This window comes from Streptomyces sp. NPDC047869, from assembly GCF_040704065.1.
In the GTDB taxonomy this organism is placed as follows: domain Bacteria; phylum Actinomycetota; class Actinomycetes; order Streptomycetales; family Streptomycetaceae; genus Streptomyces.
This window is the reverse complement of the sequence record NZ_JBEYRK010000005.1, coordinates 1-18,961: the sequence shown is the minus strand read 5'-3', so window position 1 is coordinate 18,961 and position 18,961 is coordinate 1. Positions and strand designations below refer to the sequence as shown.

The 18,961-nt window shown below is 71.0% G+C and carries 19 protein-coding genes; 9 read left to right on the top strand and 10 right to left on the bottom strand.

The genetic code is table 11. The features are described from left to right. Positions 1–28 precede the first annotated feature (28 nt). Positions 29–2,374, bottom strand: a complete 2,346-nt coding sequence (locus AB0924_RS08660) for a transglycosylase domain-containing protein (protein WP_366911006.1) — start codon at positions 2,372–2,374, stop codon at positions 29–31. Between the two features lie 235 nt (positions 2,375–2,609). On the opposite strand from AB0924_RS08660, the gene AB0924_RS08655 reads away from it, so the two are divergent. From AB0924_RS08655 to AB0924_RS08635, 5 genes are all read left to right on the top strand, one after another. After that, on the top strand, positions 2,610–3,560 hold the full coding sequence (locus AB0924_RS08655; protein WP_358927419.1) for an SPFH domain-containing protein: 951 nt from the start codon (positions 2,610–2,612) through the stop codon (positions 3,558–3,560). Beyond that, on the top strand, positions 3,557–3,811 hold the full coding sequence (locus AB0924_RS08650) for a hypothetical protein (RefSeq protein ID WP_358927418.1): 255 nt from the start codon (positions 3,557–3,559) through the stop codon (positions 3,809–3,811). The genes AB0924_RS08655 and AB0924_RS08650 overlap by 4 nt, the downstream gene beginning before the upstream one ends. A 164-nt stretch (positions 3,812–3,975) precedes the next feature. Continuing rightward, positions 3,976–4,500, top strand: coding sequence for a PadR family transcriptional regulator (locus AB0924_RS08645; protein WP_366911005.1), 525 nt, complete (start codon positions 3,976–3,978; stop codon positions 4,498–4,500). Beyond that, a complete protein-coding gene (locus tag AB0924_RS08640) occupies positions 4,497–5,186 on the top strand; it encodes an ABC transporter ATP-binding protein (RefSeq protein ID WP_366911004.1) in 690 nt (229 codons plus the stop codon). Before AB0924_RS08645 ends, AB0924_RS08640 begins: the two co-directional genes overlap by 4 nt. Next, positions 5,183–7,564: an FtsX-like permease family protein gene (locus AB0924_RS08635; RefSeq protein ID WP_366911003.1), complete on the top strand. Its 2,382-nt coding sequence runs from the start codon at positions 5,183–5,185 to the stop codon at positions 7,562–7,564. The genes AB0924_RS08640 and AB0924_RS08635 overlap by 4 nt, the downstream gene beginning before the upstream one ends. 48 nt (positions 7,565–7,612) lie before the next feature. On the opposite strand, the gene AB0924_RS08630 is transcribed toward AB0924_RS08635, so the two are convergent. After that, positions 7,613–8,566: a LysR substrate-binding domain-containing protein gene (locus tag AB0924_RS08630; RefSeq protein ID WP_358927414.1), complete on the bottom strand. Its 954-nt coding sequence runs from the start codon at positions 8,564–8,566 to the stop codon at positions 7,613–7,615. 133 nt (positions 8,567–8,699) lie between these two features. On the opposite strand from AB0924_RS08630, the gene AB0924_RS08625 reads away from it, so the two are divergent. From AB0924_RS08625 to AB0924_RS08615, 3 genes are all read left to right on the top strand, one after another. Beyond that, complete coding sequence (locus AB0924_RS08625) at positions 8,700–9,254, top strand: peroxiredoxin (RefSeq protein WP_358927413.1); 555 nt, start codon at positions 8,700–8,702, stop codon at positions 9,252–9,254. A gap of 3 nt (positions 9,255–9,257) precedes the next feature. Next, complete coding sequence (locus AB0924_RS08620) at positions 9,258–9,800, top strand: alkyl hydroperoxide reductase (protein WP_358927412.1); 543 nt, start codon at positions 9,258–9,260, stop codon at positions 9,798–9,800. Positions 9,801–9,961: 161 nt separating this feature from the next. After that, a complete protein-coding gene (locus AB0924_RS08615; RefSeq protein ID WP_366911002.1) occupies positions 9,962–10,414 on the top strand; it encodes a hypothetical protein in 453 nt (150 codons plus the stop codon). On the opposite strand, the gene AB0924_RS08610 is transcribed toward AB0924_RS08615, so the two are convergent. From AB0924_RS08610 to AB0924_RS08585, 6 genes are all read right to left on the bottom strand, one after another. After that, the gene (locus AB0924_RS08610; protein WP_358927410.1) at positions 10,313–11,692 is read right to left on the bottom strand and encodes an AI-2E family transporter; all 1,380 of its coding nucleotides are present in this window, start codon (positions 11,690–11,692) and stop codon (positions 10,313–10,315) included. The genes AB0924_RS08615 and AB0924_RS08610 overlap by 102 nt on opposite strands. Positions 11,693–11,851: 159 nt before the next feature. Continuing rightward, entirely contained in the window at positions 11,852–12,565 is a 714-nt protein-coding gene (locus AB0924_RS08605) for a lytic transglycosylase domain-containing protein (RefSeq protein WP_366911001.1), read from the bottom strand. Between the two features lie 408 nt (positions 12,566–12,973). Next, a complete protein-coding gene (locus tag AB0924_RS08600) occupies positions 12,974–14,299 on the bottom strand; it encodes a PhoH family protein (protein ID WP_199211820.1) in 1,326 nt (441 codons plus the stop codon). Between the two features lie 385 nt (positions 14,300–14,684). Beyond that, positions 14,685–15,458 carry an isoprenyl transferase gene (locus AB0924_RS08595; RefSeq protein WP_358927408.1) on the bottom strand — a complete coding sequence of 258 codons (774 nt, stop codon included), beginning with the start codon at positions 15,456–15,458 and terminating at the stop codon, positions 14,685–14,687. Between the two features lie 495 nt (positions 15,459–15,953). After that, a complete protein-coding gene (locus AB0924_RS08590; protein ID WP_358927407.1) occupies positions 15,954–16,046 on the bottom strand; it encodes an H-X9-DG-CTERM domain-containing protein in 93 nt (30 codons plus the stop codon). A 30-nt stretch (positions 16,047–16,076) separates the two neighbouring features. Beyond that, complete coding sequence (locus AB0924_RS08585) at positions 16,077–16,871, bottom strand: class I SAM-dependent methyltransferase (protein ID WP_366911000.1); 795 nt, start codon at positions 16,869–16,871, stop codon at positions 16,077–16,079. Positions 16,872–16,924: 53 nt separating this feature from the next. Between AB0924_RS08585 and AB0924_RS08580 the strand changes: the two genes are divergently transcribed. After that, on the top strand, positions 16,925–17,434 hold the full coding sequence (locus AB0924_RS08580) for a DinB family protein (RefSeq protein WP_358927405.1): 510 nt from the start codon (positions 16,925–16,927) through the stop codon (positions 17,432–17,434). 25 nt (positions 17,435–17,459) lie between these two features. On the opposite strand, the gene AB0924_RS08575 is transcribed toward AB0924_RS08580, so the two are convergent. Continuing rightward, complete coding sequence (locus AB0924_RS08575) at positions 17,460–17,945, bottom strand: GNAT family protein (RefSeq protein ID WP_358927404.1); 486 nt, start codon at positions 17,943–17,945, stop codon at positions 17,460–17,462. A 54-nt stretch (positions 17,946–17,999) separates the two neighbouring features. Continuing rightward, entirely contained in the window at positions 18,000–18,926 is a 927-nt protein-coding gene (locus tag AB0924_RS08570; protein WP_366911115.1) for an LLM class flavin-dependent oxidoreductase, read from the bottom strand. Between the last annotated feature and the right edge of the window lie 35 nt (positions 18,927–18,961).

The window sequence follows — 18,961 nt, the reverse complement described above, 5'->3', positions numbered from 1 at the left end:
CGGTCCGGGCGCCCCTCCTGTCGTGTGTCTACTGGCCGAAGTCGTCGGCCGGGTCGAGCGGATCCTCCGTGACGGGCGCCGACGGCGGGCCGCTGGACGGGCTCTGGGACGGCGACTGGGAGGGTGACTGGCTCGGCGTCCGCGAGGGGGTCTGGGACGGCGTCTGCGACGGCGACTCGGACACCGGCGGTTCGCTGCTCGGTGAGCTCGACGGGGTGTCGGACGGCGACTCGCTGACCGTCGGGGTGTCCGTCGGCTCGACGGCCGCGCCTTGGGTGGTGTCCAGGTCGAACGCGGACTTGTCGGTGACACCGAAGGTGTAGGCGGCCCAGATCTCCGCCGGCGGGCCGCCGCCGTTGACCCGGCCGCCGCCCATCGCGCCGCTGAGCGAGACGTGGTCGTTCTTCTTGACCGGCTTGCCGTCGCAGCCGGTGCCGCCGGACTTGGCCGCCTCGCCGAACAGGCCGACGGAGGTGACGAGGTCGGGGGTGTAGCCGGTGAACCAGGCGGAGCGGTTGCAGTCGGAGGTACCGGTCTTGCCGGCGACCTGCTGGCCGTTGCGCAGCGGGTTGCGCGCCACGGAGGTGCGGGCGGTGCCGTCGTCGACCACGCCGGTGAGCACCGAGGTCACGCTGTCGGCGACTGTGCGGCTGATCACCTGGTCGCCGACGGGGTCGGGCATCTCGACCGACCGGCCCTTCTGCTCGGCCGACTTGACGATGCTCGGCGTCACTTCGCGGCCGTGGTTGTCGAAGGTGGCGTAGATGCCGGCCATCTCCAGCGGGCTGGCGCCCATGGAGCCCAGCGTCTGGGCGGGCACGGCCTGCATGCCCTCGGTGTCCATGCCGAGCTGTTTGGCGGTGCTCATGACCTTGTCCATGCCCACGTCGACGCCCATCTGGGCGAAGACGGAGTTGACGGACTGGTTCATCGCCTGCTGGACGGTGATGGGCCCGTAGTCGCGGTTGTCCTCGTTGGGCGGTGCGAAGCCGACCTTGGCGCCGTGGTCGACGGCCTGGCGGCGGCTGGTGCCGTCGTAGACCGTGTTCGCGGCGATCGGCTTGCCTTCCTGCGTGGTGGCGTTCTGCGCCAGCGCCGCGGCGAGGATGATCGGCTTGAACGTGGACGCGGGCTGGTAGTCCCGGCGGGTGGCGTTGCTGGTCCAGTGGTCGAAGTAGTTCTCGCCGCCGTACATCGCGACGATCCTGCCGGTCTTCGGGTCGACCGACACGGCGCCGGCCTGGACGTCGTTGTCGACCTTGCGCTTCTTGGGTTCCAGCTTGCCGGTCAGCCGCTCCTTGACCGCCTTCTCCAGCGCGGCCTGCTTCTTGCGGCTGACGTTCAGGGTGATGGTCCAGCCCTGGCTGTCGACCTTGGCCGCCGCGTCGGACCTGGACAGGCCCTCGTCGCGCATCAGCTTCTGGGCGAGCTGGGCGTTGGCGAGCGTGACCAGGTAGCCCTTCTGGCCCTCCATGCCCGGGGCGCCCTTGGGTTCCTTCGGCACCGGGAACGTCATGGCGTCGCGCTTGGCCTTGGGCAGCCAGTTCTCCTCGACCATGTTGTCCAGGACGTAGTTCCAGCGCGCCTTGACCAGCCGCTTGCCGGTGGGGGTCGCGGCCGCCCAGTCGTACTGGCTGGGCGCCTGGAGCAGGGCGGCGAGGTAGGCGCCCTGCTGCACGTCGAGGTCCTCGGCGTCGACGCGGTAGTAGGCCTGCGCGGCGGCCTGGATGCCGTAGGCGTTACGGCCGTAGTAGGAGGTGTTGATGTAGCCGGCGAGGATGTCGTCCTTGGACTTCTCGCGCTCCACCTTGAGCGAGATGACCAGTTCCTTCAGCTTGCGCGAGACGGTCTGGTCCTGGTTCAGGTAGTAGTTCTTGACGTACTGCTGGGTGATCGTGGAGCCGCCCTGCTTGCCCCGCCCGGACAGGGTGTTGACCAGGCCTCGGGCGGTGCCCTTGAGGTCCACTCCGGGGTCGGTGTAGAAGGACTTGTTCTCGGCCGCCACGAAGGTCCGCTGGACGCCCTTGGGCACCTTGTCCAGGTCCACGATCTCGCGGTTGACCTTGCCGTCGCGGGCCAGGATGCTGCCGTCGCTGTACTTGTAGACGTTGCTCTGCCGCTGGGCGGCGATGTTGCCGACGGGCACGTCGACCGCCATGTACAGCGCGATGAAGGCGCCGATGGACAGCAGACACAGTCCGAAGAACGTGCCGAGGATCTTCTTCCAGGTGAACAGCCTGCGTATTCGGCCCTTGGCGGGCTTGCCGCCGGGCGCCGCCGCCGCGGATTCGGCCGTGGGCTGTGAGCGGTGGCGCTTGGGCGCCGCGCGGCGACCACCACGCTGTCGCGCTCGTCTCTCTTCCGCTCGTCCCATGAGTCCTACGCTCCCGCTTCCGTCTCAGTGGTCAGCTCCGAAAGCTAACACCCGTCTATATGACAAAGGGCGTCCGATCCGCTCTTTTACGGACGTGAGAATCAGCACCCGCCTCAAGGGAACCGACGACTGACACTGGCGTCGGGTTGCCCGAAAGCCTAAAGTGATATCACTTAGCTAGAAGGAAGCTAGACGTCCGGGGAAGCCGGACGTCTTCGAGAACGGGGGAGCCTCCATGTCCGCACACCACACGGCCGGGCACGACACGGCCGCGGCCGCCGACATACCCGAGATGCCCGCGCCGCGCGTGCGCGAGTTCCAGGCCCACAGCATCGGCGGCGGTCTCGCCCTGCTCCTCGGCCTGCTGGGGCTCGCCGCGGCCGCGGCCCTGTTCGCGGCCGCCTCGGCGGTGACCGCGGACGGCACCAAGGGTGGGCTCGTCGTCTGCGGTGTGCTCGTCCTCCTGGCCGCGGTGATCGCGATGCGCGGCCTGAACACGGTCGCGCCCGGCGAGGCCCGCGTGGTCCAGCTCTTCGGCCGCTACCGGGGCACGATCCGGCAGGACGGCCTGCGCTGGGTGAACCCCTTCACCTCACGCACCCGCATCTCGACCCGCGTGCGCAACCACGAGACCGCCGTACTGAAGGTCAACGACGCCTACGGCAACCCGATCGAGCTGGCCGCGGTCGTGGTCTGGAAGGTCCAGGACACCGCGCAGGCCACGTTCGAGGTGGACGACTACGCCGAGTTCGTCGCCACCCAGACCGAGACGGCCGTACGGCACATCGCCATCGAGTACCCCTACGACGCCCACGAGGAGGACGGCCTCTCGCTGCGCGGCAACGCCGAGGAGATCACCGAGAAGCTGGCCGTCGAACTCCAGGCGCGGGTGGAGGCGGCCGGAGTGCGGGTCATCGAGTCGCGCTTCACGCATCTCGCGTACGCTCCCGAGATCGCCTCGGCGATGCTCCAGCGCCAGCAGGCCGGCGCGGTCGTCGCGGCCCGGCGGCAGATCGTGGACGGCGCGGTCGGCATGGTGGAGGCGGCGCTCTCCCGGATCGCGGAGCAGGACATCGTGGAGCTGGACGAGGAACGGAAGGCGGCGATGGTCTCCAACCTGATGGTGGTGCTGTGCGGGGACCGCGCCCCGCAGCCCGTGCTCAACACCGGGACCCTCTACCAGTGACGGATCCGTCGGAGGAGACACCCAGGCGACGGCCTCAGCAGCGCAAGCAGGTGCTGCTGAGGCTGGACCCCTCCGTGTACGACGCCCTCGCGCGCTGGGCCGGGGACGAACTGCGGTCGGCCAACGCGCAGATCGAGTTCCTGCTGCGCAAGGCGCTGTCGGAGGCGGGGCGCCTGCCGCGGGACACCGGTCCGCTGCCCCGCCGCGGACGGCCGCCGGGCGGTCCGGGCGCCGGGCCGCCGGCGCGCTGAGGCCGCTATACGCCCCGGCCGGCCCGCCCCCGCGCACGCGAGGGCGGGCCGCTGTCGTTACCGAATCAGGACAATCGGCTCCCACCTGCGCCCCGACACCGCGCGCCAGGCACTGGACACTCCGCGTATACACCCGGCGTATACACCGTGTGTAGAGTGCTCGCATGTCCATCGGTCACACCCTCCTAGGGCTCCTGGAGTCCGGCCCCCGACACGGCTACGACCTGAAGCGGGCCTTTGACGAGAAGTTCGGTCACGACCGGCCGCTGCACTACGGCCAGGTCTACTCGACGATGTCCCGGCTGCTGAAGAACGGGCTGGTGGAAGTCGACGGGATCGAGTCGGGCGGCGGGCCCGAGCGCAAGCGGTACGCCATCACCGACGCCGGCGTCACCGATGTCGAGCAGTGGCTCGCGACCCCGGAGAAGCCGGAGGAGTACCTCCAGTCGACCCTCTACACCAAGGTCGTCCTCGCGCTGCTGACCCACCGGAACGCGGCGGACATCCTGGACACCCAGCGCGCCGAGCACCTGCGCAGCATGCGCATCCTCACCGACCGCAAGCGCAAGGGCGACCTCGCGGACCAGCTCATCTGCGACCACGCCCTGTTCCACCTGGAGGCCGACCTGCGCTGGCTGGAACTGACCGCCGCCCGGCTGGACAAGCTCCGTGCGGAGGTGGCCCGGTGACCCCTCCCCCCGGCTCCCTGCTCGCCGCCGAGGACCTGCGCAAGGCCTACGGCCCGACGCTCGCCCTGGACGGCGCCGCGTTCTCCATCCACCCCGGCGAGGTCGTCGCGGTGATGGGCCCCTCCGGGTCCGGCAAGTCCACGCTGCTGCACTGCCTCGCCGGTATCGTGCCGCCCGACTCGGGCTCGATCACGTACGCCGGGCGGGAGCTCGCCACCATGAGCGACGTCGAGCGCAGCGCGCTGCGCCGCAGCGACTTCGGATTCGTCTTCCAGTTCGGGCAGTTGGTGCCGGAGCTGACCTGCGTGGAGAACGTGGCGCTTCCGCTGCGGCTGAACGGCACCTCCCGCAAGAAGGCCGAACGGGCCGCGCTGGGCTGGATGGAGCGGCTCGAGGTGGACGACCTCAGGGGCAAGCGGCCCGGCGAGGTCTCCGGCGGTCAGGGGCAGCGGGTCGCCGTGGCGCGGGCGCTGGTCACCGGCCCCCGGGTGCTGTTCGCCGATGAGCCGACCGGCGCGCTGGACTCCCTCAACGGGGAGCGCGTGATGGAGCTGCTCACCGACGCGGCCCGCTCCACCAACGCGGCCGTGGTGCTGGTCACTCACGAGGCCCGGGTGGCCGCGTACTCGGACCGCGAGATCGTCGTGCGCGACGGCAGGTCCCGGGACATGGAGCGGGCCATATGAAGCCCCGGACGGGAAACCTCCCGCGCGAGCGGAGCCGGGCGCGGGGGATGTTCAGGGATCTCGCCATGGGCGCCCGGTTCGCCGTCACCGGCGGGCGTGAGGGCTGGGTCCGGATGACACTGACGGCGGTCGGCGTCGGGCTGGGCGTCACCCTGCTGCTGCTGACCACCGCGCTGCCGAACGTGTTCACCGCCCGCCACCGGGTCGAGGAGGCCCGCTACGACTACACGTTCTCCAGCACCACCCGCCCCAGGGCCGGCAACACCGTGCTGGTCGCCGCGACCGACACCCAGTGGCACTCGAAGAACGTCCGGGGCCGGCTCCTCGAACCCGAGGGCTCGCGGGCGCCGCTGCCGCCCGGTCTCGGGCGCTTCCCGGCCAAGGGCGAGATGGTCGTCTCCCCCGCCCTGCGGGAGCTGCTCGCCTCGGACGGCGCCCGGCTGCTGCGCGAGCGGCTGCCCTACCGGGTCGTCGGGGCGATCGGCGAGAGCGGGCTGATCGGCTCGCAGGAGCTGGCCTACTACGCGGGCGCCAGGGGCCTGGACCCCGACGCGGGCGGCGGCGTACGGGTGGACCGGCTGGTCCACTTCGGCGATCCGCACCCGACCACCGAGAAGGCCGACCCGGTGCTGCTGCTGATGGTGCTGGTGGTGTTCGTGGTGCTGCTGATGCCGGTCGCCGTGTTCATCGCCGCGGCCGTGCGCTTCGGCGGCGAGCGGCGCGACCGCCGGCTGGCCGCACTGCGGCTGGTGGGCTCCGACAGCGGGATGACCCGGCGGATCGCCGCGGGCGAGGCACTGGCCGGGGCCCTGCTCGGACTGGCCGTCGGTACGGTCTTCTTCCTGATCGGACGCCAGATCGCGGGCTCGGTGGAGGTGCTGGGCGAGAGCGTGTTCCCCAGCTACCTCAACCCCTCCCCCGCGCTCGTCGCGCTGGTCGCGGTCGCGGTGCCGGCGTCCGCGGTGCTGGTGACACTGCTCGCGATGCGCGGCGTGGTGGTGGAGCCGCTCGGCGTGGTGCGGACGGCCAGGCCGGCCCGGCGCCGCCTGTGGTGGCGGCTGCTGCTGCCGCTGGCAGGCCTGGCGCTGCTGTATCCGATGGTCGGCAAGGGCCGGGACAGCGGCGGCTTCAACCAGTACCTGGTGACCGGCGGCGTCCTGCTGCTGCTGGTCGGCGTGACCGCGCTGCTGCCGTGGTTCGTCGAGCGGGTCGTCGCCCGGCTCGGCGCCGGTCCGGTCTCCTGGCAACTGGCGGTGCGACGGCTGCAGTTGAGCAGCGGTACGGCGGCCCGCATGGTCAACGGCATCGCGGTGGCGGTGGCCGGCGCGATCGCGCTGCAGATGCTGTTCGCCGGTGTGGAGAGCCAGTACACCAAGAACACCGGCCGGGACCCGGGCCGGGCGTCGATGGAGGTCACGCTGCCGGACAGCGGGAACGCCGCCGCCGTCGGCGAGGCGTTCCGGCGGACCGAGGGCGTGCGGGTATCGGTGGTGCTGTCCACCGCGTCGGCCGCGGACAGGCGCCGGGACCCGGAGAACCTGGTCGACCTCACGGTCGGTGACTGCGCCGCCCTGCGGGAGGTGGCCCGGCTGTCCTCCTGCCGGGACGGTGACGTGTTCAAGCTGCGCAACCCGCACTACGACGCCGCGTACAACGCCTCCGTCGGAGCCGTCGTACGGCCCGGCCGGCAGCTCTACCTCGACCCGGGCTACTCCGACGAGCCCGGCCTACAGGTGCCCTGGAAACTGCCGCCCGGTCTCCGGCAGGTGCCCTACCGCGAGGACTCGCTGCAGAGCGCGGCCAACGGCCTGCTGGTCACGCCGTCCGCGCTGCCCGCGAAGGCACGGCCCGCGCTGCGCGGCCACATCTTCGTCCGCACCGACGAGTCGGTGCCGGACGCGGCGGAGCACGTGCGCAACACGGCCGCCCGGGCGGACGCGGCCGCGGACGTGTTCACCTGGACGGCGACCGAGGAGTCCACGAAGTACACCTCGCTGCGCACCGGCCTGTTCGTCGGCGCGGTCTGCGTGCTGGCGCTGATCGGCGCGAGCCTGCTGGTCTCGCAGCTGGAGCAGCTCCGCGAGCGGCGCAAGCTGCTGTCCTCGCTGGTCGCCTTCGGCACCCGCCGCCGCACGCTGGGCCTGTCGGTGCTGTGGCAGACGGCGGTCCCGATCGTCCTCGGGCTGCTGCTGTCCTCGGTGGTCGGCCTCACCCTCGGCGCGGTGCTGCTGAAGATGACGGCGACCCCGGTGACGGTCGACTGGGCGAGCGTGCTGTCCATGACCGGCGCCGGCGCCGCGGTGGTGCTCGCGGTGACCCTGCTCAGCCTGCCGCCCCTGCTGAGGCTGATGCGGCCGGACGGGCTGCGCACCGAGTAGGCGCCCGGCGTGCCCGTGCGGGGCGCCGTCGGGCCCCCGGCAGGGCGGTCAGGCGTCCAGCACCCGCACGGGCAGGGGCCGCAGCTCCTCGCGCAGGGCCGCCGCCAGTTCCTCGTACTCCGCTCCCCTGGCGGCGCCGGTGCGCATGGCGAAGGCGATCCGCCGGCTGGGGGCGGGATCGGCGAAATAGCCGGTCAGGAGCCGGCTGCCGCGGGTCGTCTCGACCTTCAGGGCCGTGCGCGGCAGCAGGGTGCAGCCGAGGCCGCCCGCGACGAGCTGCACCAGGGTGGACAGCCCGGCGGCCGTGGTGGTGACCGGCGCGTCCTCCCGCCCGGCCTCCCGGCAGATGTCCAGGGCCTGGTCGCGCAGGCAGTGGCCCTCGTCCAGCAGCAGCAGGTTGAGTTCGCGCAGCGCCTCGCGGGGGATGCCGTCGCGGCCGCCGAGCCGGTGGTCGGGCGGGGTGACGAGCGCGAAGTCCTCGTCGAACAACGGAAGTTCGGTCACGCCGGGGACACCGAGCGGGACGGCCAGCAACAGCAGGTCGAGGCGGCCGGACTGCAGGCCCTCGACGAGGCTGGCGGTCTGCTCCTCGTGCACCTGGAGGTCGAGGTGCGGGTACCGCTCGTGGACCAGGCCCAGCACGGTGGGCAGCAGATACGGCGCGACGGTCGGGATCACCCCGAGCCGCAGCACGCCGGTGAACGGCGCCCGGACCGCCTCGGCCTCCTCCAGCAGCGCCCCGACCTCGTCCAGCACCGCCCTCGCCCGTACCGCCAGCCGCTCACCCGCGGGCGAGAGCAGTACCTTGCGGGTCGTACGCTCGAGGAGGGTCACGCCCAGGATCTCCTCCAGCGCCGAGACCGCGCCGGACAGGGCGGGCTGGCTCATTCCGATCGCCGCGGCCGCGTCCCGGAAGTGCAGATGCTCGGCCACGGCCGCGAAGGCACGGAGCTGGGACAGGCTGGGCTGGCGCCGCCTACCACTCGCGCTACTTACGGTCACTGATAGATACCTCCGATCAACACGACCGAGTGTAGCTATTTCTCGTATCAATGCACCCTGTGCCAACATCGACAAAGTCCAACCCATGGGTAGTGCCCGCGATCCGGGCGCTGCCTCGCTGCAAGGAGAGCGTGTGCTCACTGTCGGTGACAAGTTCCCCGAGTTCGAACTGACCGCCTGCGTCTCGCTGGAGAAGGGCGAGGAGTTCGACACGATCAACCACAAGACCTACGAGGGCAAGTGGAAGATCGTCTTCGCCTGGCCCAAGGACTTCACCTTCGTGTGCCCGACCGAGATCGCCGCGTTCGGCAAGCTGAACGACGAGTTCGCCGACCGCGACGCCCAGATCCTCGGCTTCTCCGGTGACTCCGAGTTCGTCCACCACGCCTGGCGCAAGGACCACGACGACCTGCGTGACCTGCCCTTCCCGATGATGGCCGACTCCAAGCACGAGCTGATGCGCGAGCTGGGCATCGAGGGCGAGGACGGCTTCGCCAAGCGCGCCGTCTTCATCGTCGACCAGAACAACGAGATCCAGTTCTCCATGGTGACCGCCGGTTCCGTCGGCCGTAACCCCAAGGAGGTCCTGCGGGTCCTCGACGCGCTGCAGACGGACGAGCTGTGCCCCTGCAACTGGAGCAAGGGCGACGAGACGCTCGACCCGGTCGCGCTGCTGGCCGGTGAGTGACCCATGTCGCTCGACTCGCTGAAGTCCCGCGTCCCGGACTACGCCAAGGACCTGAAGCTCAACCTGGGTTCGGTCATCGGCAACTCCGACCTGCCCGCCCAGCAGCTGTGGGGCACGGTGCTGGCGACCGCCATCGCCTCGCGTTCCCCGATCGTGCTGCGTGAGCTGGAGCCGGAGGCGAAGGCGAACCTGTCGCCGGAGGCGTACACGGCCGCCAAGGCCGCCGCCGCGGTGATGGCGATGAACAACGTCTTCTACCGCACCCGGCACCTGCTGTCCGACCACGAGTACGGCACCCTGCGCGCCGGTCTGCGGATGAACGTCATCGGCAACCCGGGCGTGGAGAAGGTCGACTTCGAGCTGTGGTCGTTCGCGGTCTCCGCGATCAACGGCTGCGGCATGTGCCTCGACTCGCACGAGCAGGTGCTGCGCAAGGCCGGCGTCGAGCGCGACGTCGTCCAGGAGGCGTTCAAGATCGCGTCCGTGGTCCAGGCCGTCGGCGTGACCCTCGACGCCGAGGCGGCCCTGGCCGAGGCGGCCGAGTAACCGCTCCGGAACATCACGGCCCCCGCCCATCCGATGGGCGGGGGCCGTCGTGCGTTCGGACACCCCGGAACAGCCCCTGCGGCAGCCTTGACCGGCCACCGCCGGAGGCCTGAGTAGCCGTACTCAGGCCCTTGGCCCTCGCGTACGGAAGGCTGCGGGACATGACCACCCCCCGCACGGAACCGGCGTCCGCCCTGCCGCGGCTCCTGGGCGCCGCCGTCACCGGAGCCGTTCTGGCCACCGGTGCCCTGGCCTACCTCTCCTGGGTGGGCCTGCGCAGCGACCGGAACTGCCGGACGACCGACGGCCTCTGCTTCACCGGCTGGAACCTGACCGCCGTCCCGCTCCTGTTCGCGGTCTCCCTCACCGTGCTGCTCGCCGTGTACAAGAGGCTCGGCATCGGGCCGCGGCTCGCCGTCGTCCCGCCGACGCTCCTGCCGGCGCCGATCGTCCTCTCGGCGGCGCACGCGGCGGCCGGCTGGTGGGCCGTCGCCCTCACGGGTGGGGCGTGGTCATACTCCGTCGCGCTCGCCGCTTGGTACCGCTACCGGTTCTGGGCCCTCGCCGCCTCGGCCGGGCTGCTCCTCGCCGCCCTGGTCGTCCTCTACGGCTGACGGCCCGCCCTGGTCCGCGGCCACCTCCGCCGAGTACGAGCGCAGATACCCCACCACCGTGTTCGTCACCGCCACCAGCGGTACGGCCACCACCGCGCCGCCGATGCCGGCCACCATGCCGCCGGCCGCCACCGTGAGCACGACGGCGAGCGGGTGGACCCGGACCGCGCGGCCCAGGATGAAGGGCTGCAGGACGTGGCCCTCGATCTGCTGGACGGCGAGGACGACCACCAGGGTCATCAGCGCGGTGAAGACGCCCTGTGTCACCAGGGCCACGATCACCGCCAGCGCTCCGGAGGCGACGGCGCCGACCAGGGGGATGAACGAGAACAGGAAGATGAAGACGGCCAGCGGGACGGCCATCGGCACATTGAGGAAGTAGATGCCGATGCCGATGAAGATGGCGTCGATGAGGGCCACCAGCACCGTGCCCCGGACGTACGCCGTCAGGGTGCGCCAGGCGCGCGGGCCGGCGCCGGCCACGCCCGGGCGGGCCGCGGCGGGTACCAGCCTCAGGAACCACTGCCAGATGCGCTTGCCGTCGTAGAGCAGGAACAGCGTCGAGAAGAACACCAGCAGGATGCCGGTCAGCGCCTCGACGACGACCTGAACACCTTCAAGCCCTGCGGACGTTATCTGGTCGGTGTTCGCGCCGATGGCCTCGCGGAGGTTCTTGGCGATCTGGTTGATCTGCTTGTCGGTGACGTGGAAGGGGCTCTTCAGCAGCCAGTTGCGCAGGTCGTCGATGCCGCTCTGGATCTGGTTGGAGAGGGTGTCGATGTTCTCCATGACCTGCCAGGTCACGAACCAGCCCATCAGGCCGATGACGACGAAGCCGAGGATCGCGGTCAGCGCGGTGGCCGGGCCGCGCGGCACCCCGTGCCGCATCAGCCGGGCGACCGTCGGCTGGAGCAGCGCGGTGACCAGCAGGGCGATGACGAAGGTGAAGACGACGAGCTGGATGGCGCTGATGACCCGCATCAGGACCCATACGGTGCCGGCCAGGACCAGCAGGCGCCAGCCCGCCTCCGCCGCGACCCGCACGCCCCAGGGCACCGCCTGGGCCGGGTCGGGCCGTGATCCGGCCGGACGGGGTGCGGGCGCCGTGGCCGACCGGGGTGCGGGCGGTACCGGGTCGGCGGGCCGGTCGGCCCTCCGGCCGGCGACGGGCTCGGACCCGGTGTCCTTCTCCACTTCGGCGCGGCGCTCGTCCAACCGCTCACTCATCTCGGTCAGTCCGGCACCCAGCCGGCCCAGCCACCCTGGCACTCGCGACATGATCCGTCCTCTTCCCCCGCCTCCCGGGTGTACGCCACCGCTCACCCGGGAGCCGTTCGCGTACGACCGTACAGTGCGAAAGCCCCTCCCCGTAGGACGGAGAGGGGCTGCGCGGGGTTGAACGGGGGCCGGCCCGTGGACGGGGCGGGTGCCTGCGCTCTAGTACCAGTGGTTGGCCTGCCAGAACGACCAGGCCTGGCACGGGCTGCCGTAGCGGCCGTTCATGTAGTTGAGGCCCCACTTGATCTGGGTGGCCGGGTTGGTCTGCCAGTCGGCGCCGACGGACGACATCTTGGAGCCGGGCAGCGCCTGGAAGAGCCCGTAGGCGCCGGAGGAGGCGTTGACGGCACGGTAGTTCCAGCTGGACTCGTGGTCCACGATGTTGCTGAAGCACTGGAACTGGTCGCCGGCGACCATCTGACGCGCCATCGCCTGGATCTGCGCCACGCTGTAGCTGCTCTGCACCGGGAAGCTGGAGGAGTCCCGGGTGGAGCGGGTGGCCGCGGCCTTGGCCTCGGCGCGCTCCTTGGCGGCTGCCTCGGCGGCCTTCTGGGCGGCCACCTTCTTGGCGACCGCGGTCTCGGCGGCTGCCTTGCGGGCGGCTTCCTCGGCGTCCTTCTTGGCACTCGCGTCAGCGGCGATGGCCTGCGCGTCTGCCTGCTGCGTCAGGGACGCGGTCTGCACCTGGGCCTGCTGACCCGCGGGTATGTCCGCGAGGAGCGTGGTGTCGGCTGCCGTCGCCTCGGCGTCGTTGTTCTGCGCGGTGCTACCCGAGGCAACACCGACGACGCTTCCGACGGCGGTGACCGCGGTGGCCGAGGCCACTGCGAATCCCCGGACCGAAATCCGGCTCACACGATTTCCTTCCAGCATCGCCCGCTTCGGTGACCCTGGCGGACGCAATCGTGCCCCTGGCACAGGCCTCCCAACTGCGGGGTCACGGGAGGCGCGGGCCCGGTGGGCAACTCCCCTACGGAGAGCGCCGCGTGGTGCGCGGGCGGCATACGACGACGCTATGGAGTTGGAGCGCTGCTTCTGTGGTGCCGTACCTCCCCCACCGCCAAGGGCGTGGGGGTACCCCCAGGGGTACAGGTGTGTCGTATGCGGGGCCTGACAGGAGTGAGACTCTGCCGTAACCAGACACCGGGTGGCAATTCCGAGTTGCGTGTGAAAGCTCACACCTCGTTTGGCCCAGGGGTTTTCAGGAAACCCCCACACACCAAGGCGCCGCCCGGCTAGGCTCTTGACCTTTGCCGGACGGCGCCTACGGGACTACTCCCGTCAGATATGGCCCTCTTCGAGCATTTCGGTCACAAGGGCCGCGATCTGGGACCTCTCGGACCGGGTCAGCGTGACATGGGCGAAGAGCGGATGCCCCTTCAGCTTCTCGACCACGGCCACGACACCGTCGTAGCGGCCGACCCGCAGATTGTCCCGCTGCGCTACGTCATGGGTCAGAACGACCCGGGAATTGGCGCCGATCCGGGACAGAACGGTCAGCAGCACGTTCCGCTCCAGGGACTGCGCCTCGTCCACGATCACGAAGGCGTCGTGGAGGGAACGGCCCCGGATGTGGGTCAGGGGCAGGACCTCCAGCATGCCCCGGGCGGTGACCTCCTCGATGACCTCGCGGCTGGTGACGGCGGAGAGCGTGTCGAAGACGGCCTGGGCCCACGGGCTCATCTTCTCGGCCTCGGAGCCCGGCAGATAGCCGAGCTCCTGCCCGCCGACCGCGTACAGCGGCCGGAAGACCATCACCTTCTGGTGCTGACGGCGCTCCAGGACCGCCTCCAGGCCCGCGCACAGCGCGAGCGCCGACTTGCCGGTGCCGGCCCGGCCGCCCATCGAGACGATGCCGACGTCCGGGTCGAGCAGCAGGTCGAGCGCGATGCGCTGCTCGGCGCTGCGGCCCTTGATGCCGAACGCCTCCCGGTCGCCGCGCACCAGCCGGACGTTGCCCTCGGCGGTGACCCGGCCGAGCGCCTTGCCGCGCTCGGACTGGATGGTCAGACCGGTGTGCACGGGGAGACCGGAGGCCTCCGGGACGTACACGTGCCCTTCCTCGAAGAGGAGGTCCACCTGTTCACCCGGAAGGGTCAGTTCGGACATTCCGGTCCAGCCGGAGTTCTCCGTGATGGCGAGCTCGGCCCGGTACTCCTCGGCCAGCAGGCCGACCGAGGAGGCCTTGATCCTGAGCGGCAGATCCTTCGAGACGACGGTGACGTCGTACCCCTCGGCCTGCAGGTTGCGGGCCACCGCGAGGATGCGTGAGTCGTTGTCCCCCAGGCGGTAGCCGGTGGGCAGCACGCTGGGATCCGAGTGGTTGAGCTCGACACGGACGGTTCCGCCCAGTTCGCCGATCGGGATGGGGGCGTCGAGGCGACCGTGCTTCACCCGGTAGTCGTCCAGCAGGCGCAGGGCCTGACGGGCGAAGTACCCGAGTTCGGGATGGTGCCGCTTGGCCTCCAGTTCCGTGACCACGACCACGGGGAGCACGACCTCGTGCTCCTCGAAGCGGGTCAGGGCGTTGGGGTCGGCCAGCAGGACGCTGGTGTCGAGAACATAAGTGCGCCGATCTGGCTTGTGGCGCTTTGTGCTGGTCACCACGGAAGGACGTACCCCCTCGGATGAGGTCGGGGAGCGACGAAGCGGAAGCCGGGCCGGGAGGGCGGGAGCGTTGCGACCGGTCCCCGGCCCCCGCGCAGGACGGGCCGGACACCGGACCTCCGCGGCTGCTTCCGTGCGGTGACCGCACGGTCGGGCTGGTGCAAAGGGCCTCCCGGGCGGACGGCCCCGTGCCGCCCGCTGAGATCCGACACCCGTGGTTCGGGCGTCGACCTGCTTGCCTTATGCCCTGCGAAAAGCGCCACCATGCAGAAGTGGCCGACAGCGCACCGGTGAACTCCTTGTTACTTCCCACCCAACCGGGGTATACGGGACGCCCCGCCGGTGTGGTGGCCGGCGGGGCTTGAGGTGTGGGCGGTGTGCGGCGTCAGCCGCCGTAACGGCGGTGACGTGCGGCGTAGTCGCGCAGCGCACGCAGGAAGTCCACCTTGCGGAAGGCCGGCCAGAAGACCTCGCAGAAGTAGTACTCGGAATGGGCGGTCTGCCAGAGCATGAATCCGGACAGCCGCTGCTCACCGCTGGTGCGGATGACGAGGTCCGGGTCGGGCTGGTCGCCCGTGTAGAGGTGACGGCCGATCATGTCGACGTCGACGGACTCGGCGAGGCTCTCCAGCGACGCGCCCTTGCCCTGGGCGTCGAGGAGCATGGAGCGCACGGCGTCGGCGATCTCCTGACGGCCGCCGTAACCGATGGCCACGTTGACCACTATCCCGTCCACATGGGCGGTGGTCTCCTCGGCCTCCTTGAGGACGCTCTGCATCCCGGCCGGCAGCAGGTCGCGGGTGCCGACGTGGTGCACCCGCCAGCGGCCGTCGGCAGCGAGGGTGCGCACGACGTCCTCGATGATGCCGAGGAGCGGGACCAGCTCCTCCTGCGGACGGTCGAAGTTGTCGGTGGACAGCAGCCACAGGGTGACGACCCCGACATCGGTCTCGCTGCACCAGCCGAGGAACTCCTCGATCTTCTCGGCACCGGCCCGGTGGCCGTGGACCGTGGTGGAACCGGCCGCCTTCGCCCAGCGGCGGTTGCCGTCCATGATGACGCCGATGTGCTTGGGCACCTGAGCGTGGTCCAGGTGACCTTCCACCCGGCGCGCGTAGAGCCCGACGAGCAGGCCACGCAGCTTGTCGCGCAGGTTCACGGGAGAGACCCTTCGGGGTTTGGGCGGGTTTCGAGGGTACCGCTGCCGGCGGTTCGCCCCCCGGGGCGGGGACGCCGGCCCTCGGCCGGGTGGTTCCCGAAGAAAAAACGGGCCGGTCCGTGGGGGGGAGACGGACCGGCCCGAGGGGGGGTTTCCACCATAACCCTTCGTGAGGGCGGGCGCGTGCATCGGCGCCCCACAACTACTCTCCGGAATCGACCGGCGACGCCGAGGTGTGCGCGGAACGCTGGATTCAGGGGTTTCCCATGGCCGGTTCACAGCGGATTCCCAGGGAAATCGGGTGGCGATCGGCGAGATCAAGAGGCTTTGGGCCGTCTTGGTGAACGCTCGGCGAGTTGTCCCGGGGTCCCTCCGACGGGCTACCGGGCGAGCGAACGGAGGCTTGACGGTTCCACCGTTGATCCGCGGGGCGTCGCAGCACCGCGCAGCCCCCTCCACTGCGCGGTGCCGCCCGCGCAGCTTTGCTGACGCGAATTACCTTGGCCTGAACCTACGTGACGGATGAGACGGATGTGAACCGTCCCCCATAACGATGTGGAAACCCCCGGGAAACCGCAGGTGAACCAAGGGCCGAAAAAGCCGCTTTCCTCCTCCTTTTCAGGAGGTCGGCTTCCGGACATCGAAGAGATGCCGCGCGCTGTGCGCCACGAACGGCCCCTCCTTCCCGATCCGCTCGTGCAGGGCGCGGAGTTGGGGCTCGTACGCCTCGACGGTGAAGTCCGGGACCATCCAGACCACCTTGCGCAGGAAGTGCACGACGGCGGCGATGTCGTGGAACTCCATCCGCAGCCGCTCCGCCCGCAGATCCACGACCTCGAGCCCGGCCGCCTCGGCGTCCTTCCGCTCGCCCTCGGGATCACGGCCCCGGCGCACCGGCTCCGGCTGGGGCCCGAGGAAGTACTCGACCAGCTCGAACACGCTGCTGGGCCCGACGTGCTGGGCGAAGTACGTACCGCCCGGCCGCAGCACCCGCGCGATCTCCGCCCAGTGCGGGATCACCGGGTGCCGGCTGAGCACCAGTTCGAAGGACTCGTCGGCGAACGGCAGCGGCACGTCGTCCGGGGCGGCGACGACCACCACGCCACGCGGCCGCAGCAGGGCGGTGGCCTTGGCGACGTTCGGCGGCCATCCCTCCGTGGCGGCGATGAGACGCGGCCGGTTCGCCCCCGCCCGGCCCAGGGCGAAGTCGAGCACCTCCCCGCCCCCGGTCTGGACGTCCAGCGCGGACTCGGCCCGCCCCAGCCGCTCCCCCGCCGAACGGGCATACCCCCAGGAGGGCCGGGCCTCACTGGCCCGCCCCTCGAACCAGGAGAAGTCCCAGCCCTCGGTGGGCACGGCGGCGCCCTCGGCCACGAGGTCCTCGAAGGAGCGGGGAGAGCTGTCCTCTGTCATGAACGCCATCGTCGCAGCCCCGTTGTCACAGGGGCCTGCTAATTTCCGCGTCCATGACGAACTCACCCGCCGGCAGTGCCGCGGAAGAGAAGGACATCCTGCGCGCGAGCCTGGACCGCCACCGGGACGCCGTGCTCTGGAAGCTCGACGGCCTGGACGACGAACAGCTGCGCCGCCCCATGACACCGACCGGGACCACCCTGCTCGGCCTGGTGAAGCATCTGGCCTCGGTCGAGTACGGCTGGTTCGTCGAGACGTTCGGCGGCGAGGCGGAACCCCTGTGGTTCGACCCGTACGAGGGCGAGGACATGCGGATCGCCCCGGACGAGACGACGGACCGGATCGTCGCCTTCTACGGCCGCGCCCGCGCCGCCGCCGACCGGATGATCGCCGATCTGCCCCTGGACGCCCTCGGCCGCCCCTCCTGGCGCGACCAGTCCGTCTCCCTGCGCTGGACCCTCGTCCACATGACCACGGAAACGGCCCGGCACGCCGGCCACATGGACATCCTGCGCGAACTGATCGACGGGGCCACGGGCGCCCACCGTCCGGCGGGCGGCTGACCGCCGGCGGCCGGCGCGGTGTCCGTCACCGGCCTTCCGCGGGAGGGGGCCGGAGGGCGAGCACGGCGAACACGTCGTCGCCGTCCCGGTCGGTGCCGACGTGTTCGAAGCCGTGCTTCTCCAGCAGGCGGACCGAGGCGGTGTTGCCGGAGAAGGGGTCGGCGTACAGGGGGCGTACCCGCTCCAACTCCAGGAAGAGGCCGAGGGCGCGGGTTCCCACGCCACGCGCCCAGTACCGGCGGCCGAGCCAGTAGCCGACGAATCTGCGCCCGTCCTTCGCGGTCCAGGAGACGACGCTGCCGGCCACCTCGCCGTCGACGGTGACCGCGCGTACCAGGCTGTCGGGATCGCGGAGGATCCGCTCCCGCCAGTGCTCGAGGAAGGCGTCCAGCGGCCGGGGAGTGAACCTCGACCGCCGGACGGCCTCCGGATCGTTCTCGTAGTCGTGGAGGACGTGGAGGTCGTCGTCCCTGACTTCACGCAGACGCACATCGTCGTGTTCGTCGGTCATGCGGTGCAGTGTGGCAGCCGCCACTGACAACGCCGCCCTCCTCGCGCGGCTCTCCTACGGCACGAGGGGCCGGACCTCCCGCGCGGCGAAGCGCACGAAGCCCTCGGGGTCCGGTTCGCCGCCCGTCGGCTGCAGGACGACGGTGTCGGCACCGGCCTCGGCCAGCCGGCGCACCGCCGCGGCCACGGCCCCCGCGTCCCCCGCGACCCCGAGGTCCGGGACCGACTCCAGCCCCTCGGCGACGAGTTCGGCGCGCAGCCGTGCGGCGGCGTCCGGGCCGGTGGCGGCGAGGAGGTTCACGACGAACCGGTACGGTCCGACGAGACCCGCCTCCCGGCGCGCCTCGTCGATGATCCGCCGGGCCTGCCGTACACCGTCCGGCGGGGTGGAGGCGGTGAGGAGGACGCCGTCGGCCTTCTGCCCTGCGAGACGCAGCGTGCGGGGGCCGGTGGCGCCGGCCAGTACGCCGAGCGGCCGCTCCGGGGGCCAGTCGAGAGCGACGTCGTCCAGCCGGACGTACCGTCCGCTCACACTGACCCGCTCGCCGCGCAGCAGGGCGCGCAGGGCGTCGAGATGCTCACCCAGCAGGGTGAGGGGCGAGGCGGCCCGCGCGCCGACCTGCCCCATCCAGTCCTGGACGCCGTGCCCCACGGTCAGGACGGCCCGGCCGGGGAACATCCGCTCCAGCGAGGCGGCCTCCATGGCGGTGACGGCCACGTTCCTGAGCGGCACGGGGAGCAACCCGATCCCGACCCGCAACCGCTCGGTCCAGGCGAGCGCGGCGGCGGCCGTCGACACACCTCCCTCCAGGAAGCAGTCCTCCCACAACCACAGCTCCTCGAGCCCTGACTCCTCCGCGGCCCGGGCCACTTCACGAAGCCGCTCGGGAGGAAGCTGAGGTCGGAACACCGCGCCTAGTCCCAATACCGGTGACTTTGTTGGGGTCTGGTCGTTGGATGGGTTGTGCCAAGGCCGGGTCAGGTGAAGTCGTCGGGGGTTGGTCGGTTCTCGGATCG

Excerpts from the sequence above, each read along its gene's own strand:
- AB0924_RS08660 (WP_366911006.1), bottom strand. The coding sequence starts at position 2,374 with ATGGGACGAGCGGAAGAGAGACGAGCGCGACAGCGTGGTGGTCGCCGC.
- AB0924_RS08620 (WP_358927412.1), top strand. The coding sequence starts at position 9,258 with ATGTCGCTCGACTCGCTGAAGTCCCGCGTCCCGGACTACGCCAAGGAC.
- AB0924_RS08655 (WP_358927419.1), top strand. The coding sequence starts at position 2,610 with ATGTCCGCACACCACACGGCCGGGCACGACACGGCCGCGGCCGCCGAC.
- AB0924_RS08645 (WP_366911005.1), top strand. The coding sequence starts at position 3,976 with ATGTCCATCGGTCACACCCTCCTAGGGCTCCTGGAGTCCGGCCCCCGA.
- AB0924_RS08580 (WP_358927405.1), top strand. The coding sequence starts at position 16,925 with ATGACGAACTCACCCGCCGGCAGTGCCGCGGAAGAGAAGGACATCCTG.
- AB0924_RS08635 (WP_366911003.1), top strand. The coding sequence starts at position 5,183 with ATGAAGCCCCGGACGGGAAACCTCCCGCGCGAGCGGAGCCGGGCGCGG.
- AB0924_RS08585 (WP_366911000.1), bottom strand. The coding sequence starts at position 16,871 with ATGACAGAGGACAGCTCTCCCCGCTCCTTCGAGGACCTCGTGGCCGAG.
- AB0924_RS08610 (WP_358927410.1), bottom strand. The coding sequence starts at position 11,692 with ATGTCGCGAGTGCCAGGGTGGCTGGGCCGGCTGGGTGCCGGACTGACC.
- AB0924_RS08575 (WP_358927404.1), bottom strand. The coding sequence starts at position 17,945 with ATGACCGACGAACACGACGATGTGCGTCTGCGTGAAGTCAGGGACGAC.
- AB0924_RS08615 (WP_366911002.1), top strand. The coding sequence starts at position 9,962 with ATGACCACCCCCCGCACGGAACCGGCGTCCGCCCTGCCGCGGCTCCTG.
- AB0924_RS08605 (WP_366911001.1), bottom strand. The coding sequence starts at position 12,565 with ATGCTGGAAGGAAATCGTGTGAGCCGGATTTCGGTCCGGGGATTCGCA.